Genomic DNA, 14,879 nt, shown 5'->3' with positions numbered 1-14,879 from the left:
CGCGTTTCACCGGCTGCCACCACACCGCATCCCCCCATCAAGGTGATCGAGCACCATCGTCGCCGCACGCTCACGCTGCTCGACTGGGGAATGCTCGAAAAGGACTGCGTCCCTTCTCGACAGACGGAAGCGGCATCAAACCCGAGACGATTCACGGGCCGTAACCTCGTTCTACGGAGGAGCCGTAGTTCTCGACATAAGGTGGTCGATTCTTGCTGACCGCGACGAGCCGGATCACCGTATTATTCTGCCTCGCATACACATTCGCTGCGCGAAAGGCTTGTCAGATCGGGAAGTTCATCCTCTGTCGTAGCCGTCCGCTTGGTCGAAGAGATCACCGCTGATGATCCACAGATGGCCGTACGGGTCACTGAGACGACCTTCACGTTTCCCATACGGCCGGTCCTCGATCGGCACGATCACCCTCGCGCCGCGATCGGACATCCGCTGGGCCACGCCGTCCGGATCGCCGGACACCACGGTGAGCAGCACTGGTGACCCGTTCGTGGTTGAAGGCGAGTACCACCCCCAATCCGTGACGGCTTCGGCCACGGCGATGTAGTGTCCGTGCAATTCCAATTCGGCGTGGACGATCCGGCCGGTGTCATCGGTATGGCGGACCTTCAGGACCGCGCCGAGCGCATCGATGTAGAACTGGAGTGCTGCGTCGGCGTCCGCGACGATCAGCTTCGGGAACAGGGTTTCTGGCATGGCACCATGATCAGACACCGTGGTGGCGCCAGCCTTGGAGATTTCGGCGCTCCTCCGATAGCCACTGCGTCGGATTGGTGCCCATCAGCGCGTGAAATTCCCCGACGAGGTGACTGTGGTCGTAGAAGCCGGCTCGGCAGCGACCACAGACCACGACGGCGCGCCGGCCGAGGCACGTTTGAGCCCGGCGCCCAATCGCGCGATCCGCGCAGCGAACTTGGGTCCAATGCCCGTGTCACGGTTCATGACGTGTCGCAGTTGCCGCTCGCTGAAGTGCATTCTGCTCGCCAGTTCCGCCGTGGACAGGCACCCGCCGCTTTCCCTCAACATCTTTACTGCGGCCCACGCCTCGGTCGCGCGCAGCTCAGGGTTCGCCATCAACCGTTGTAGCAGACGGTCTCGCATGAGGTGTTCCCGCTCGGCGTGGCTCGCGCAGTCCGACAATTCATCAGCCAGCGAATCCGTCCACGGCACCACGTCCGCGGCGTCCACGCCGCCGGCGTCGAGCATCCGCAGCGGAACACCCAGCAGCCGATGAGCCGCCTGTGGTGACAGTTCAACGTAAACGCTGCGTTGGTGCGTCCGCAGCCCGAGGAGGGGGACGGGAACACCTGGTCGCATCAGACCGGCGACGACCGCTCTTCGCGTGACGCTGCGTTCTTCGTAGGTGATGTCGAAACCGCCATCCAAGCTCAACACCAACCGCGCGGTGAGCGACGGCAGCGCTCGGTGCACTCGCGGCGCCGCGGTGTGCTCGCTGCAGACGACCGTCGCGATCCCCGAAGCCCGGCATGCCTGCTCGAGTTGCATCGCCTGAATGTAGTGGTCACGCCGTACCGTCAAACCTTTAGTCGCCAGGCCGCTCACTGCTACGTCGCCCGTGCTTGTCTTCGCGGCTTCTTCGCCCGCTCAGCTCTTCTCGGCGGAAGCGGACTGCGTGATCGCGGGGAGCAGGACGGTTACGACCAACAGGAATGGGGCGAGCGCGGCGATCGAGCGAAGATCGTTGTAGATGTTCCAGTGGTGCAGCACGCTCGCGCTGTTGGCAGGCAGCGCTTCCGGGTCCCACGTCTTGATCTGCTTATTGAGCGGCACGTTGCCGAAGTACGTGACAAGCAGGCAGGCCAGCGCCGACGCACCGGCCACCGCTGCGACCAGCCGCTCGCGCCCCCGGCCGATCGTCGCCAAGGCCGCACAACTCAGCAGCACCGCTGCCATCAGCGGCGGCATGAGTGGGGCGTTGCGGTTCATCAGAGGTACCCGGAACTCGAGCTGGATGTCGGTGGGTACATCGAAGAACGTGGGAAACACAATCAACCACCCATAGGCGAATGCACCCGCGAGCACACCGCTGGTAAGCACTGCCGCCAAACGTACAACCGGTATCGCCCGGGCGGAAGTCGCGAGCTTGGTGTTGATGAGTGTGGTCATGACAACTCCATATAGATCCTAATGAATCGGATTCAAATGAATCTATCATAGGATTGCGGAATGTCTAGCGGCGATGCGAGTTCGGTTGAGTTACGTCTGGGGTTGCTGCTGCGCCAGGCGCAGCGTCGAGCCGCGGCGGTCGCGGCGACGGCGCTAGCATCCCTCGGCCTCAGCGGTCGACACTTCGGCGTCATGCTGTTGCTCGCCCGGGACGGCATATCGACACAGAAGCAATTGCTCACCGACCTGGGCAGCGACAAGGCAGGCATGGTGCGCACGGTCGACGAATTGGACCGCCGCGGATTCATCGTCCGCTCCCAGTCGCCCCACGACCGGCGGCTATACCACCTGAGCTTGACCGAGACCGGCAGGACGGCCTTCGACGCAGCCCGCGAATTGGCCGACACCGCAGCGCAGGACATCTTCGCGGGGCTGACCCCCGAGGAGCGAATTACGCTCGCCGACTTGCTGTCCCGAGTCGCCAACCCGCCACCGCCATAGCGCTGGCGGACCAGATCAACTGCCCGACAGCAGCCAACGGCCAACCCTGGGACATCAGAATTGCTGCAATGCCGCTGACGTCGGTTGCCGGATCATTCGGACCCGGTGCGGGGTCGTGCGCTCGCCAGCTGTCGGCGTGGGCTGAAAAAGCGAGCATGTGTGAGGCGGCAGTGAAGCCCATTGTGAGACAGCGTAAAAGCCGCATCGAATGATCAAATCGCGCCGCCTGTCTTGCACGGGCCGATTGCGGACAGCTAGCGTCGGTTTTGCGGCGGTAGTGTGCCGAAATCCTCTTCCGCTGCCGACCTTTCGTATGACCGTGCACCACAACAGATTCCGCCGATCGTCGCGTACCCGGCCACCACCGCCGTGATCACGATCAAACGCCCGACCCGTACGGGGCGCCGGTGCATCGCGGCGAATCGGCCCGGCCGTCTTGAATCCCATGTCCTGTCCAGTGCTGAAAATTAGTAGGGCACAACACGTTTGGACATAAACAAATGGGCACCGGCGGACGGCCGGTGCCCTGCCGTGAGCTAGAGGCAGCTGGGGATCTGGCCCGCCAGGCAGCGCAAGATCTCCGAGGAACCACTCGCGCTTCCGGTTTCCATGGGTGTCCCGATGGTGTCGGCGGTCGTCTGCTGGGTCGCGGGCGCCTCGTCGGCCGCTGTGAGCGGCAACCCGGCGGTGGCGTTGGCCGCGCTTACCGGGGTGAGCAGAGCGGCGAAACCGACTAGTACGAAAGCGATTCGACGTTGCATCAAAGTAAATCTCCTGACTCGCTGGATAATTCGCCTAGTGCGAACGATCTACAGCGAAGATCGCCGGTGCCCGAGCGGCTGTTACTTCACCACTATTCCGGCGGCGCGTGGCGTTGCTGACCGCTGGTGCCGCGCTGGCGGCGGGTGGGGCCGCCACTCGACCGTTCAGCTGGTGGGCGACTGCGCTGGTGGTGCTTGCGGTGGTCGTCGTTTTCGTGCTGGTGTGCCGCGCGAGAACCGAGCGGAGGGGGATGGATGCCACAGCGCTCGGCATTCGATCCGGTAAAACCGGGCCGCGGCCTCGGCGAGCACCGTGCGGCTCTGCGAGCGCGGCCGGCGGTCCATATCGCCACACCGGATCGCCGAATCGGCCGCTGCTACATCGATGGTAGGACCTGCAAGTCCGAACTCTCTACCAGGCCAACGTATTTCACCGATTGATCAAAGCTTCGCGAGATCAGGTGCGGACAATCGCTTCGGGAGCGCGAACACTCCTGCGGCAATCGCGATCAGTATGCCTATTGCCCACCACAGGGTTTGGGCGAAGGTGCGAGACATGTTGTGCGCGTTGGCTTGTAGTCCGGCCTGGGTGAGCGCCTGCTGGAGCGGTTCGGCGAACGGTTGCCCGGCTGGGGGCTGGCAGCTGGCCGGTACGGCGGTGGGGTCGGTTGCGGCGGAGCGATCGTGGACGCAGGCACGGAAATGGGTGAGGATCTGCTCTTGGGTGGAGGCCGGGACGTCGAGCTGGGTGAGTTGTTGCCGCAGGGCGGGGATTGCTGCGGTGCTGCCGTGGGCGGAGGTCTGGTCGAGTTGGGCGAAGAAGAATACCCCCGCCAGCGCGACACCGAGTGCCATGCCGACCTGTTGGATCGTCGACAGCTGCCCGGACGCGGACCCGGCATCATGCGCGGAAACGCCCGACAGGATCAGGTCGACGGCGGGAGCGACGAAGACTCCGAATCCGAATCCGCTGACCGCGAGTGGCACGAACATCTGCAGGGAGGTGATGCCGGAACCGTAGTGCGCGGCCAGATACAGGTACATGCCGAATCCGGCGGCATTGATCAGCGCGCCGGCGAACATGACCATCCGCCCGTAGCGCGGCACGAACACCTGCACGCTGGTCGCGGCTCCGGCGGCCGCGGCCACCGCGAACGGCGCTGCGCTCAACCCGGCCCGCAGCGCGGTCCAGCCCAGCCCCGCTTGCAGATACAGCGTCCACACCAGGAAGTAGCCGCCGAGCGCGATCCAGAACAACAGCCACACGGCCATGCCAGCGGTGAAGGAGCGGGCCCGGAACAGATCCAGCACCACCAGCGGTGATCCGACCGTCGCGATCCGGTGCCGCTCGAAGATCACGAATACCGCGAGGACCAGCGCGGATGCGGCCATCAACCCGAATGCCCATACCGGCCAGCCCAGGGCGCGACCCTCCGTCAGCGGATACACCAGCAGCAGCACCGCGCCGATCGCGAGCACGGTTCCGATCGGATCCAGTCGGTCCGCGGTGGCCGAGCGCGACTGTCGCACCAGGACCATCGCCGCCGGAATGGCGAGCAGTCCGACGGGCACATTGACCAGGAAGATCGGCCGCCACGCCCAGCCGAACAGATCGGCCTGCACCAGGATTCCGCCCACGATCAATCCGGCCACCGACGCCGAGCCCAGCACGCCGCCCCAGATGCCGAGCACCTTGCCGCGCTCGGCGATCGGGAACGACACCTGCATGATCGCCAGAATCTGCGGGATCATCAGCCCGGCCGTGGCGCCCTGGACCACCCGTGCGGTGATCAGCCAGGTGGGTCCCGCGGCGATCCCGCACGCCAGCGAGGCCACCGTGAAAAGGGTAAGTCCGACCAGCAGGATGGTTTTGCGGCCGAATAGATCGCCGAGTCGGCCACCGGTGATCAGCAGCGCCGCGAACCCGAGCAGATAACCCGACACCACCCACTCCAGATCCGCGTATGGGGCGTCCAGATCCCGCTGTATCGTCGGCAGTGCGACGTTCACGATCGTCACATCGAGCAGATCCATGAACCCGGCCACCAGCAGCACCACCAAGGCGAGCCAGCGCCGCCGATCCGGCGTCGGCTCGACCGAGACCTGTGTCGAGAGGTCGGGTCGGGTATCGGGGATGTCGGATATCTTCTGCATCAGCTCGCCCTTCCCGTTCGGCCCAAGCGAGGCGGATCCGATTCCGCTGGCGTGTCATGTCACCCCGGTTTCGGTCGTCATAGATATGACGGATCACGACCCGTCGACATGACAGGCGGATCGGGACGGGAAGGAGATAGCGCCGATGACCGATGAGACCCAGTGGCTCGGGCAGCGTTTCGAAGACCACCGCGCCCACCTCACCGCCGTCGCCTACCGGATGCTGGGGTCGGCGACGGAGGCCGATGACGCGGTCCAGCAGGCATGGCTGCGGCTGGACCGCGCCGACACCGCGGGCGTGCGCGATCTGCGCAGTTGGTTGACCGCCGTCGTCGCCCATATCTGCCTGGACATATTGCGCGCCCGCACGGCACGCCGCGAAGAGTTGGTCGGCGCGCTACCGGCCGATCTGCCCGTCGTGCCCGCAGACACCGTGGATCCCGAAGAAGAGGCGGTAATGGCCGACTCGGTCGGGCTCGCACTGCTGGTCGTGCTCGATACCCTTACCCCCGCCGAGCGGCTGACCTTCGTATTGCACGATCTGTTCGATCTGCCCTTCGCCGAACTCGCCCCCATCATCGGCCGCACCCCGGCCGCGGCCGCGCAACTGGCCGCCCGCGCCCGCCGCCGCGTCCGTGGCACATCCGTGGCCGATACCGACCGCACCATCGCCGATGAACGCCCCGTCGTCGACGCCTTCCTCAAGGCCGCCCGCGCCGGTGATTTCGACGCGCTCATCGCCGTACTCGACCCGAATGTCGAACTACATGCCGATGGCGTCGCCGCACCCAGCGGACAACCGGTACGTATGCACGGCGCGCGTCGCGTCACCGCCAGCGCCCTGATGTTCTCCGCCCGCGCCCGCTACACCCGCCCCGCCCTGATCGACGGCCATGTCGGACTGGTCGTCGCCCCCAACGGAATCCTGGACTGCCTACTCGCCTTCACCATCACCGACCACCACATCGCCACTATCGACATCATCGCCGACCCCCAACGCCTCGCCACCATCTCGCTCGCCGTGCCCGATGTGACGCAGCCGCCGAGGCCCGAAGCCTAGCGCCGGAACAACTTTCGCCAGCGATATGCGGTGTCGCGTTAGTGGCAGCCGTCGGGCCACCGCGCCCGCCCGTGCCACGACTGCTCGCCGCGGCCTTCGACTGGTCGACGATCGAGCGCTGGCCGCAGGGATCTCCGGAACCGGTCCGCGCCATGAAAATGCGGCCCCGACCGCTCACGTTGGGGTGCGTCGGCGAACGGAATCGCCCGGCCTATCGCAGTCCTGCGGGCCGTTGTGCCGCGCGGCGCTCACAGTGGGCGGGATTGCGCCCTCGACGTCGTGGATACCCTGCGAAGGGTAATCAATCGAAAAGCGAGAGGTAGCAATATGATCCGTAAGGTTCTTCTGACAGTTACGGCTGGAATCCTGATCAGCACACCTGCTACAGCTTCGGCCGATGTCGCGGTTCCTGATTTCGTCGCCGACCAGTCCGCTACCGCACAGGAGGTGGCGATCAGCACCGGATCGGGAGTGGCGGATGCCGTGATCAATGGGCTGATTGCCGCGATCTTCGGTCCGAATGACCCGTCGACGTGCAAATTCCCTTACTGCTTCTGAGGATGTGCTGCTGACGCACAGTGAGAAGGCCCCGGCTTGCTGACCGGGGCCTTCTCAGCGGATAGGTGCCGTCAAATTTCACCGATACGAGGGCACAGCGGTCACTCGTGGCCGTTGACAAATGCCGCGATCTCGTGGAGTCCGGGCCGGTACCCGTTCGTCGTGTCGACCACGATCGTGGGTACTTCAGCGAGACTCGGTCGAATTCGTGGCGCATTTCGACTGATCGCCGGACAGCCCACCCTGGTGGCCAAGGCGCGTGCGAGCGTCGTCTTCCCAGCTCCCGGCGGTCCGCTCACGACGACAAGGGTGGGCAGGCGAGTCATGGTCACAGTAAAACGTGCGCGGGTGAATCCTCGCCCGTCAGATCACCCGACCGCGGTGAAATCGCCAAGGGCCTAACCGCGCCGGTGGAGCAGCTACGTCCTGCACCGACGTCGAGTCCACTGCTGCGCTGAACGATTCGACCGGGAAGTCGTCCGGCACCCTATCCATGTCCGTTCGGAGCCGATGCACGTCGAGTGGTCGTCCGACTCCGAATCGCCTCGGCCACTTCGGCAACCGCAGTGCGAATCATGACCCCGTAACCATCGTCGCCGAGTGCGTCCAGGCAGTCTCGTGCCGCATCGATCTCCCGCTGAGCCGCATCGAACGAGCCGAGGCGTCGATAGTTGTCCGCGAGGTTCAGATGCAGCGACGGATAGAAACCCCGGATATCGAGATTCGCGTTGTGCCGCCGCAGCCGGTCATTCGTCAGACAGTCCGCGGCGTCCAGCGCGCGCACATCCCAGCAAAGCGCCTGTGCCGCATCGTCGTACAGATCGGCGAGATAGTGCGCCAGCGTGCATCGATGCAATGGATCACCCTGCGGACCCATCGTTGCCCACAGGTCGAGCAGGGTATTCCGGGCGGCCACCGGCGAGCCCGCCCGTCCGAGCGCGACCGCCCGCGTAATGGCGTCCATCGTGCCGTCTGCTGTGTCGGTAGAAGTCATCAGGTGCGTTCCTTCGTTCTGTCGGCAGTCAAGAGGTGCACTACTTGGAATTCGCAATGGCAGTGGGCATCACGAGTGTCGTCAGATCTCCGTCCGTCGCGGACCGGACGACAACAGGTGCGTCGGCGGCAGCCACATCGAGCATGATCTCCGGACCGATCGCACTAACCAACGCAGGACGTAATGTTCTGGGGGAGAAGGCGATTTCGAGATCGGCACCTGTCACGGATGCCGGAATGCGTTGGGGCTCATTCGCTTGCGACTCGCGACAACGAGGCGAGCCGTATTCGAACTGCCCACCACGAGTCGCCGATAGCCCCGACCTGTCGGCGACCAAGGCGATCGGCGCCGAATCCTCGAGTAAGGCGAGCAACGCATCCCGCGCCACCACCATTCGCGTCCGAACCGGAGCCAGGCCCGCCAACATCGCACGGTAATCCGGGAACGCTTCCTCGAGAATGGCGCATCGACGCTCGCTGCCCCCACCGGTCAGCACGAGCTCGCCCGCTGCCGACCGCACCGAAACCTCAGCCAATCCCTGCAACCAGGAGCCGATTCCGCCGAGCCCGCCCGCATCGACAACCGCCGACCACGCCTTGCCGCTCGGCCGCACCGGCACCACCGCCCGCGTCGAAAGCCGGTACCGATCCGTCGCCGTCAATGTCACCGAATCCGCACTCGACTCCACTAGAACACCGGCAAGCACCGGTATTTCGCGACTCCGAGCCGCCGCGGCCCGTACCTGCTCGATGGCCGCCGACAACACCGCCGCGGGCAGCACCACACCCGCCCCGATCTCCTCCTTGATCACCCGCGCAACCACCGCGGCCTCCCGTGCCCGCCGCGCGAGCTCCGACACATGCGCATCGAGTAACCGCTCCGCCCGCGCACCGTCGCCATCCAAAATCTCCGCAACGACCTCCAGCGGCATCCCGATGCCCCGCAGCCGCCGAATCATCACCCCTCGATCGACCTGCGCCTCGCTGTAATACCGATATCCGGTCGCCCCATCCACCCGAACCGGAACCAGCAACCCGCAATCGTCATAGAACCGCAGCGCACTGGCCGTAAGCCCACAGGCCCGCGCCAGCGCGCCGATCGTGATCAACCCGTCGTCCGCCACCGGCCCATCATGGAGCCTCAGGTAACCCGAAGGTCAAACCGTGGTCCGTGATCAGGACCGGTGCACCGGCCCGTGCGCCTCGGCGCAGTGCGCGTCATCGGCGGAGAGCTCGAGATCCGAGGAATGGTCCACCTGCAAAGTCGTGTGCTCCAGCGCGAATTCGTCGTGCAGTACCGTCTCGATCGTCGAGCGAACCGCATGGCAGTCGGCCTTATCGTCGACGAGGACATGCGCCGACAGCGACGGCTGTCCGGAGGTGATCTGCCAGACGTGCAGGTCGTGCACCTCCGTCACCTGCGCAATCGCGACGATCCGCGCGCCGATGGCGTCCGGATTCAGGTGCGCGGGCGCGGCCTCGAGGAAGATCCGCCCCGATTCCCGAACCAATGACCAGCCCGCCTTGATCATCAACGCCGCGACGACCAGTGCTGCGATCGCATCGGCACGGGCGAATCCGGCCAGCCACACCACCGCGCCCGCGATGGCGGTCCCGATGAAGGCATAGAGGTCATTGAGGATGTGCTGGAACGCGCCCTCGACATTCAGGCTGGTCCGGTTGGCGCGGCTGATGCTCCACGCCGCGGCGATATTGACGACGATCCCGACCAACGCCGTGATCAACACCAATGGTCCTGCGACATTTGGCGGGTGGATCAGCCGATTGATGCCCTCGTACACGAACCATGCCGCGAGCAGCAGCAAGGTGATCCCATTGGCCTGTGCCGAAAGGATCTCGACCCGCTTGAACCCATAGGTGTATCGCCCTTGTGCCGGCCGTCGGGCCAACCGGATCGCGATCATCGCGAGCACGATCGATGCGGCATCGGTGAGCATGTGCGCGGCATCGGAGATCAGCGCGAGCGACTGCGCCAGCAGGCCGACGATCACCTCGGCCACCATGAACGCGACGATCAGGCCGAGCGCGATGGCCAGCCAGCGCGGATCCGAATCGGCCGAGACGCCGTGGTCGTGGCTGTGTCCGTGTTTGTCAGCATGGCCGGAGTGTGCATGGTCGGAGTCATGCGGGTGGTCCATGTGCTCAGCCTCGCTGACCACCGCTGCTGACCGCTTCGGCGACACGCACTGTTCGCCCATAGTCGAACGCCCCTTCCGCTTGACATCGCTACCGTTCGACAGACTAGCCGATCTTGCACTCATGCGCATGTATGAATATGGATCACCCGCGAACGCCGCGAGCAACAGTGTCGAATTCGTGATCATGCGAACCGACCGGCCCGACTACTATGCGGTTTGCACCTCTGGCGTGATCAACAACCACGGTATCCGGGCGGTGCGGGCCGGCCCGGATTGTCGGGTCGGTCCGATCGGTAAGTGTGCGCCAGCGAGCGAACCATGGACACAGCCGCCACTGCGCGCCGCGGAGCCGAGCGCAGCGAGACGGAGTTAGCGCAGAGGGGTTTCGATGGACAGGCCTGGGTGGGCACCCGAGGGCGTGGATATGCAGCAGGCGAGCCCGGCACGGATGTATGACGCCCTGCTGGGCGGCTCGCACAACTTCGAGATCGATCGCAAGGCCGCGGAGGCGGGCAAGCGACTGGTCCCCGACCTACCGCGCCTCGCGCTGAGCAACCGAGCCTTCCTACGCCGCACCGTTCGATTCCTGGTCGATCAGGGGGTGCGCCAATTCCTCGATATCGGCTCGGGCATTCCGACCGCTGGCAATGTGCACGAGGTCGCGCAGTCCCTGGATCCGGATATCCGTGTGCTGTATGCCGATATCGATCCGATCGCCGTCGCCCACGCCCGAGCGATCCTGCAGGACAACGACAAGGCCGCCGCCGTCGAGGCGGATCTGCGTGAGCCCGAGGAACTGCTCGCACGCGTTCGCGGGACCGGCCTCATCGACTTCGAGCAACCGGTCGGGGTTCTCTTGGTCGCGGTACTGCATCTGCTCTCGGATGAGGACCGGCCGGTCGAGAAGGTTTGCGCCCTGCGTGCGGCCGTTCCCGCCGGAAGCTATCTCGCGATCTCGCATCTGACCTCGGAAATGCGCCCCGAGGACGCGGACAAGCTCGGCCACAATGCGGCCAATGTGACCCGCGTCGGCATCCATTTCCGCTCGAAGGCCGCCATCACCGCGATGTTCCAGGGATGGGAGCTGATCGAACCCGGCGTCGTCGAGCTACCCGCCTGGCGGCCGGAATCCGATCGCGACCACCACGAGACGCCGGGCCGCTCGCTCGGCCTCGCCGGCGTCGGGCTGAAGGTCTGACCGGAGCGGTGGCAGGGGGTTCGAGTGGGGACGCGTGAACTGGCGGTGCGATGGGCGGATGCGCTCGATGGCGCCGTGGCTCCGACCCTCACCCGCACCCAAATCGAAATCCTGCTAGCGGATCTGGCCGATGTGCTGGTCGCGGCGGTGCGCGGGACGCGGGCGGTCGAGGTCGCCCATGACGCCGCCGCGGTCCTCGTCGCGGCGAACTATCGTGACTCGATGGCCGTCAGCCGGTCGGTGCTGGTCATCTGCCGGGAGATGGTGCGGGAAATCTGCCCCGCCGGAACCGAATCCGAGTACGAGGCAGTGCGCGAGCGTGCGATAGTTGTCGCTGCCGAGTTCGCCGCGGGTTTCACCTCCGCGCTGCGGAGCGCGGCATTAGGGGAGCAGGAAACCACACTCGCAGCGGCACTTTCGGCCGCGCAGGAGGCCGAGGTGCGAAGGCAGTTGTCGGAGGCCAGGTTCGAAGCGGTCTTCGCGGGAGCGTCGGTAGGTATCGGGACGGTGGACGTCACCGGGCGAGTGCTGGAGGTGAACGCGGCCATGGCCGATATGCTCGGCCTACCCGCGGCGATGATGCCCGGGAGAACGGTCGCCGAACTGCTCGGGCCCGCGAATATCGGTGACGCATATGCCAATTTGGAGCACCTGCTCAGCGGTCGGACCGACCGCTTCCGCGTCGAAACCGACCATCTCCGCCGCGACGGCACCATCACCAGTATCGACCTGTCCATGTCCGCGGTGCGTGACAACGGTGGGCGGGTCCGCTTCCTGATCGGCGTCGCCGTCGATGTCACCGAACGCAAACAGCTCGCCGATCGGCTGTGGCACGACGCCAATCACGACAGTCTGACCGGCCTGCCCAATCGTGTGCAGTTCTTCAACCGACTGGCGAGTGCCGTTGCGCCAGTGGGTGTTTGCTACCTGGACCTCGACGGTTTCAAGGAGGTCAACGATGCGTGGGGGCATACGGTAGGGGACCGGGTACTCCGCGACGTCGCCCAGCGACTGCGTGGATCCGTCGAACCCGTCGGTGGATTGGTCGCGCGAATCGGCGGCGACGAGTTCATCGTCCTCGTCGAAAAATGCACGGGCGCAGAACAATTGGCCACGATTTCCGGACTGCTGCTCGATGCGCTCGCTACCCCGATGCAGGTGGCCGGGCGGCCGGTGATCGTAGGCGCCAGCATCGGAACGGTTTTCGCCGAAGAACGACCCACCGATATCGACGAGATGATGCATGCCGTCGACACCGCGATGTACCGCAACAAAGCCGCGGGAGGACGTCGCCTGCGGCACGAATCGCGTTAGCCGCCAACGGAAGGTCACGATGTTCTCGATATCGCTCGGCGCGGATGGCGCCGAACTGCGCCCGCTCGAACCGCGCCACGCCGTGGAGCTGCTGGGCCATATGGACCGAGGGCGGGAGTCCATCGGGCAATACATCAAGGTTGCGGACGCGGTGACGGATCTGGAGTCGAGCCGTACCTACCTGCGGCAGTACGCGGAGAAGGCGGCGGCCGATACCGGGCGGCTCTATGGGATCTGGGCAGCAGGAAAGCTGGTCGGCGGCGTTCTGTTCCGGACGATGGATCTAGCGCTCGGCGTTGCCGAGGCGGGGTGCTGGCTGGAACCCGCGGCCGCGGGCCATGGCCTGGCGACCCGGGCCGCCCGGGTGATCATCGACTGGGCCATCGAGGAGCGCGGCATCCACCGGGTGGAATGGCTGGTCGCGGCACCGAATCGGGCCAGCATCGCGCTGGCTCGGCGCCTCGGAATGACCAAAGACGGTGTGCTGCGGGAGTTCTACCCGCATCGGGGGCAACGGTTCGACGTGGAAGTCTGGTCGGTGCTGGCCCCGGAGTGGCGGGCGGCCAAGGGGTCGGTCTAGGAAGTGCGGTTCGCCAGGGTGCTGGTCCCGGCCAGCGCCACCACCGCCCCATGCTCGCTGACCAGCCACTGTCCGCATATGCAGCGCAGGTAGCTGGTGGCGCCGTGCGAGGACACGAGAGTCGGGTCGGACCAGGAACAAGACGGGCAGGTGGTGATCATGCGTCCAGCCTGATGTAATGACCTAGTGCATTTCAACCCTTACGGAGGTGCGGCGGCCGAACTCGCCGCGCGCCTGGTGAACGCGGACCCGCGGCAAGACCTGCTGCGGTTGCTCGCCGAATCCGGCTACAAGCCGCTCGGCACCCTCGATGCCCGCCAGACCGCCGAACTGCGCCGCTGGATCGCCAGGCTCGCCGAGGTCTTCACCGAACCGAGCGTCGAGTTGCTCAATGCTTTGCTGGCCGAGACGACCAGCCAGCCCTATATATCGACGCACGACGGCCGCGCACCGCACCTGCACTACGCCCGCGAGGATGCGCCGGTCGATGAGCGCGTCAAGGCCTACACCGCCGCCGGGCTCGCGGAGCTCTTCTGCGAGGATCCCGGCCGCATCGGACGCTGTGCGCGAGCGGGCTGCGATCTGGTCTTCGTCGATACCTCGCGCAATGGCCGACGTCGCTTCTGCTCGACGCGTTGTTCCAACCGGGTGCATGTCGCCGAACACCGGGTCCGCCGATCCGATGGGGCTGGGCGGGGGATCAGCGCGCGAGCGTGACCGGCAAGGTGACCAATCCGTGTGCGCGCCAGGATGATCGGTACTCGAGCTCGGGCTCCGCAATGGCCAGTCGAACGTGGGGGTATCGAACGAACAGCTCCGGAATCACCACGTCGACAATCAGATCGGTGACCTGGGCGCCGAGGCAGTAGTGCGGCCCGCGGCCGAACATCAGGCTCGGTCGGCCCGCGCGCGCCGGGTCCGAATCGGCGCCGAACAGTGAGAGCAGAACGGTGTCGCCCTTGGGGATCGTGTGGTCGCCGATCGTCATGTCTTCGACCGCGAATCGCCGGATCGCGAACGGTAGGGGATTCGCGGCGTCAATTACCTCGCGACGGCGGGCCGACCAGTCGCCGAGCGGATCCTTCGACGTGAGCAGTGCCGCAAATATGTTGCTGCACAAGTGAGCCGCATTCTCCAGCCCCGCCAGCATCATCAGAAAGGCCAGCGAGACCAGCTCATCCTCGGAGAGCAGGTCGGCGTCATCGCGGGTCCGCACCCACCCGCTGATCAGATCATCGCCCGGTTCGTCGCGCTTGGACCGCACCACGTTTGTGAATGTCTTCGCCAGCCAGGCGACGGCTTCCGCCAGCCGCGTTGCTGACTCGTTCGACGAGGCGTCGAATGTCGCCATCGCAGTGGCGGCATCGCGCAACTCGCCGTGTCGATCGGCGGGTACGCCGAGCAGTTCGCCGATCACGAGTGCGGGCACGGGGACACAGATCTCTTCGAGCAGATCGAC

17 protein-coding genes are annotated in these 14,879 nt (G+C 65.6%); 7 read left to right on the top strand and 10 right to left on the bottom strand.

Annotation, left to right across the window (positions count from 1 at the left end; genetic code table 11):
• Positions 1-297: 297 nt before the first annotated feature.
• The 3 genes from ACQP0C_RS34745 to ACQP0C_RS34735 form a co-directional block, all read right to left on the bottom strand.
• Positions 298-711 (bottom strand): VOC family protein, encoded by a 414-nt coding sequence (locus tag ACQP0C_RS34745; RefSeq protein WP_433726981.1) that lies wholly within the window; start codon positions 709-711, stop codon positions 298-300.
• An 84-nt stretch (positions 712-795) separates the two neighbouring features.
• The gene (locus ACQP0C_RS34740) at positions 796-1,521 is read right to left on the bottom strand and encodes a helix-turn-helix domain-containing protein (RefSeq protein ID WP_433726979.1); all 726 of its coding nucleotides are present in this window, start codon (positions 1,519-1,521) and stop codon (positions 796-798) included.
• Between the two features lie 99 nt (positions 1,522-1,620).
• On the bottom strand, positions 1,621-2,142 hold the full coding sequence (locus tag ACQP0C_RS34735) for an anthrone oxygenase family protein (RefSeq protein ID WP_433726977.1): 522 nt from the start codon (positions 2,140-2,142) through the stop codon (positions 1,621-1,623).
• 60 nt (positions 2,143-2,202) lie between these two features.
• Between ACQP0C_RS34735 and ACQP0C_RS34730 the strand changes: the two genes are divergently transcribed.
• Entirely contained in the window at positions 2,203-2,643 is a 441-nt protein-coding gene (locus tag ACQP0C_RS34730) for a MarR family winged helix-turn-helix transcriptional regulator (RefSeq protein ID WP_433726975.1), read from the top strand.
• 536 nt (positions 2,644-3,179) lie between these two features.
• Here ACQP0C_RS34730 and ACQP0C_RS34725 read toward each other — a convergent pair.
• The gene (locus tag ACQP0C_RS34725) at positions 3,180-3,404 is read right to left on the bottom strand and encodes a hypothetical protein (protein WP_433726973.1); all 225 of its coding nucleotides are present in this window, start codon (positions 3,402-3,404) and stop codon (positions 3,180-3,182) included.
• Between the two features lie 441 nt (positions 3,405-3,845).
• The gene (locus ACQP0C_RS34720) at positions 3,846-5,558 is read right to left on the bottom strand and encodes an MFS transporter (RefSeq protein WP_433726971.1); all 1,713 of its coding nucleotides are present in this window, start codon (positions 5,556-5,558) and stop codon (positions 3,846-3,848) included.
• Positions 5,559-5,703: 145 nt separating this feature from the next.
• On the opposite strand from ACQP0C_RS34720, the gene ACQP0C_RS34715 reads away from it, so the two are divergent.
• Both ACQP0C_RS34715 and ACQP0C_RS34710 read left to right on the top strand, forming a co-directional pair.
• Positions 5,704-6,618, top strand: coding sequence for a sigma-70 family RNA polymerase sigma factor (locus ACQP0C_RS34715; protein WP_433726969.1), 915 nt, complete (start codon positions 5,704-5,706; stop codon positions 6,616-6,618).
• Positions 6,619-6,897: 279 nt separating this feature from the next.
• Entirely contained in the window at positions 6,898-7,176 is a 279-nt protein-coding gene (locus ACQP0C_RS34710; protein ID WP_433726967.1) for a hypothetical protein, read from the top strand.
• A 101-nt stretch (positions 7,177-7,277) separates the two neighbouring features.
• Here ACQP0C_RS34710 and ACQP0C_RS34705 read toward each other — a convergent pair whose 3' ends face one another.
• The 4 genes from ACQP0C_RS34705 to ACQP0C_RS34690 form a co-directional block, all read right to left on the bottom strand.
• Positions 7,278-7,502 (bottom strand): AAA family ATPase, encoded by a 225-nt coding sequence (locus tag ACQP0C_RS34705; RefSeq protein ID WP_433726965.1) that lies wholly within the window; start codon positions 7,500-7,502, stop codon positions 7,278-7,280.
• A 161-nt stretch (positions 7,503-7,663) separates the two neighbouring features.
• Complete coding sequence (locus tag ACQP0C_RS34700) at positions 7,664-8,170, bottom strand: hypothetical protein (protein ID WP_433726963.1); 507 nt, start codon at positions 8,168-8,170, stop codon at positions 7,664-7,666.
• A gap of 40 nt (positions 8,171-8,210) precedes the next feature.
• Positions 8,211-9,293, bottom strand: a complete 1,083-nt coding sequence (locus ACQP0C_RS34695) for a MerR family transcriptional regulator (protein ID WP_433726961.1) — start codon at positions 9,291-9,293, stop codon at positions 8,211-8,213.
• Positions 9,294-9,344: 51 nt separating this feature from the next.
• Positions 9,345-10,328 carry a cation diffusion facilitator family transporter gene (locus ACQP0C_RS34690; RefSeq protein ID WP_433726959.1) on the bottom strand — a complete coding sequence of 328 codons (984 nt, stop codon included), beginning with the start codon at positions 10,326-10,328 and terminating at the stop codon, positions 9,345-9,347.
• Between the two features lie 388 nt (positions 10,329-10,716).
• On the opposite strand from ACQP0C_RS34690, the gene ACQP0C_RS34685 reads away from it, so the two are divergent.
• The 4 genes from ACQP0C_RS34685 (at position 10,717) to ACQP0C_RS34670 (ending at position 14,137) form a co-directional block, all read left to right on the top strand.
• Entirely contained in the window at positions 10,717-11,526 is an 810-nt protein-coding gene (locus ACQP0C_RS34685; RefSeq protein ID WP_433726957.1) for an SAM-dependent methyltransferase, read from the top strand.
• A gap of 24 nt (positions 11,527-11,550) precedes the next feature.
• Positions 11,551-12,840 (top strand): diguanylate cyclase domain-containing protein, encoded by a 1,290-nt coding sequence (locus ACQP0C_RS34680; protein WP_433726955.1) that lies wholly within the window; start codon positions 11,551-11,553, stop codon positions 12,838-12,840.
• Between the two features lie 19 nt (positions 12,841-12,859).
• Positions 12,860-13,420 (top strand): GNAT family N-acetyltransferase, encoded by a 561-nt coding sequence (locus tag ACQP0C_RS34675; protein WP_433726953.1) that lies wholly within the window; start codon positions 12,860-12,862, stop codon positions 13,418-13,420.
• Between the two features lie 186 nt (positions 13,421-13,606).
• Positions 13,607-14,137, top strand: coding sequence for a CGNR zinc finger domain-containing protein (locus ACQP0C_RS34670; RefSeq protein WP_433726951.1), 531 nt, complete (start codon positions 13,607-13,609; stop codon positions 14,135-14,137).
• Here the strand turns inward: ACQP0C_RS34670 and ACQP0C_RS34665 are convergent.
• Complete coding sequence (locus tag ACQP0C_RS34665) at positions 14,121-14,849, bottom strand: hypothetical protein (RefSeq protein WP_433726949.1); 729 nt, start codon at positions 14,847-14,849, stop codon at positions 14,121-14,123. The two genes, ACQP0C_RS34670 and ACQP0C_RS34665, sit on opposite strands and share 17 nt — an antisense overlap.
• Between the last annotated feature and the right edge of the window lie 30 nt (positions 14,850-14,879).

This window comes from Nocardia sp. CA-129566, assembly GCF_050956075.1.
In the GTDB taxonomy this organism is placed as follows: Bacteria; Actinomycetota; Actinomycetes; order Mycobacteriales; family Mycobacteriaceae; genus Nocardia.
The sequence above is the reverse complement of the archived record's forward strand: the minus strand, read 5'-3'. Positions and strand labels throughout refer to the sequence as shown.